We start from the raw sequence: 2,102 nt of genomic DNA, 5'->3' as shown, positions 1-2,102 counted from the left end.
AGAAAATTCGCGTGAATGGTTTATTTTGTAGTTCATTTACTACTTATGAAGCTAAAATTCCACACCAGCCTCTTTTGGCTTTTTAGCCTGTTTGGCTGTGCTGTAAGCCAGGCGCAGCAGGCAACATCCCCCCAATTCCGTGTTATCGCTTTTTACACTGCTAAAAACGACCAGGCACATATTAGTTTTGTACATGAAGCCAATAAATGGTTTCCCGAAATGGCGGCGAAATATCACTTTAGTTACGATTCCACCAATAACTGGCAAAACCTCAATGCTGCATTCCTGTCTAAATACCAGGTAGTGATTTTCCTGGATACCCGGCCTGAAGATCCTGCGCAACGCGCTGCCTTCCGGAAATACATGGAGCATGGCGGCGGATGGATAGGCTTTCACTTTGCGGCGTTTGCACTCACTCCTTCAGCAGTACCCCAAAACTGGGACTGGTACCATAATACTTTCCTCGGTTCAGGATCTTATGTCAGCAATACCTGGCGTCCTACACCGGCTGTATTGCGGGTGGAAAACCGTCCGCACCCCGTTACACAACACCTGCCGGATACTTTCTCTACCGCCCCCAATGAATGGTATCGCTGGAGCAACGACCTGCGTAAAAACCCGGACATCACCATACTGCTGTCTGTTGACTCCAGCAGCTTTCCATTGGGTACCGGCCCCAAGCAACACGAGATCTGGCACAGCGGCTACTATCCTGTAGTATGGACCAATAAAAAATACAAGATGCTATACGTGAATATGGGGCATAATGATATCGACTACGAGCATCATACCAATAAGGAATTGTCTTTCACCTTTGCGAATGAAATGCAGAACAGGATGATCCTGGATGCATTGCAGTGGATGGGGAAGAAGAAATAAAAGTAACGGCGCAAGAGATAATTCCCCTGCGCAGGTTTTAATCACTTTGCCTGCAGGGTGGCAATAGTTTGCTGCTGTTCTGCTACCTGTTTATTCAGGCGCTCTACGTTTTTATTCAACTGGATAATATACAGGGTAAGTTCTTCTACTTTCTTTAATAACTGCTGGTCAAAATCGCCCAGGTCCAGTCCTTTTTCGAGTACTTCTTTTTCCGAGGGGATGCCCTCCAGGTGTTTTTCCGCAGTAACAAAGTTCTCTACCTCCTGCAGGGATGGCAGCTGGTAGCCGGGATGAAATACGTAATCGGCCCAGGCGCCTTGCTGTACTTTGATACGGCGGGCACCGAGGGTACCGTCTACGCTGAGTTTGTAGTTGGCTACAGGGTTGGTGCCACCAATGCTGATATTGCCGGTATTACCATCGGCGATCATAAAATAATTAGCGCCGCCGGTATTATCAGTATTGGCATGGAAAAAATAAAAATTATTTCCCGTGGCGCCTATACCAAATGACCTTGAAACACTGTGAAATTCAATTCCCGAACCATTATACAATCTTACTGATTTTGTCCAGTTATTGGTAGTCCAGGTGGGGCCACCAGATATATCCAGCCGGGCCGAGGAGGATTGGGTTCCAAGACTGAGATTTCCCTGGATGCCTATTGGATCTGTTGACGTGAACAGCGCTACACCTGTTACATCACTGGCCTTCACCATTAATAAAGTTTCTCCGCTTGCATAACCTGTAAACGAAAAGCCCAACATGGCATAGCTATTTGCTATCTCTGCGGCAAGATAGCTCTTGCCATTATAAACAACTGTTACTAATCTTGCTATTTCATTGTAGCTGATAATGGAGCCTTTATTAGCATTATAGGCAGCTGCAGTATTAACTTCTACTGTCCATTTCCTGTTATAAGCGCCGGTTGATCCCCTGATACCTGTAATTTTTCCCATTACATGTTTATCAGTTATTAAAGTTCCGGTATAAATTTCATGCAGCAAGATGTAGGTGATCCCTACCCCATCCTGCGATTGCCCCGCAATAGGCCGGTTCACATAATAATTCCGGCTGTTATCCACCACCTGTAATTTACTTACAGGATTAAGTGTGCCAATTCCTACATTGCCGGTGGTACCAATCACATTGGTTTGGGCTTTTACAGCCGTAAAAGCGAATACAAAAAGTACAGGGAATAATTTTTTCATGAGATTTTATTTATC

At 45.3% G+C, this 2,102-nt stretch carries 2 protein-coding genes; one reads left to right on the top strand and one right to left on the bottom strand.

The window, feature by feature from the left end:
* Positions 1-45 precede the first annotated feature (45 nt).
* Positions 46-879, top strand: a complete 834-nt coding sequence (locus tag VN105_RS04600; protein ID WP_325638387.1) for a ThuA domain-containing protein — start codon at positions 46-48, stop codon at positions 877-879.
* A 41-nt stretch (positions 880-920) separates the two neighbouring features.
* Here VN105_RS04600 and VN105_RS04595 read toward each other — a convergent pair whose 3' ends face one another.
* Positions 921-2,087, bottom strand: a complete 1,167-nt coding sequence (locus VN105_RS04595; protein ID WP_325638386.1) for a hypothetical protein — start codon at positions 2,085-2,087, stop codon at positions 921-923.
* Positions 2,088-2,102: the final 15 nt, after the last annotated feature.

The sequence above is a fragment of the Chitinophaga sp. genome, assembly GCF_035564935.1.
In the GTDB taxonomy this organism is placed as follows: domain Bacteria; phylum Bacteroidota; class Bacteroidia; order Chitinophagales; family Chitinophagaceae; genus Chitinophaga.
This window is presented reverse-complemented; position numbering and strand designations above follow the sequence as displayed.

Coding starts and splice junctions, on each gene's coding strand:
- VN105_RS04600 (WP_325638387.1), top strand. CDS start 46: ATGAAGCTAAAATTCCACACCAGCCTCTTTTGGCTTTTTAGCCTGTTT.
- VN105_RS04595 (WP_325638386.1), bottom strand. CDS start 2,087: ATGAAAAAATTATTCCCTGTACTTTTTGTATTCGCTTTTACGGCTGTA.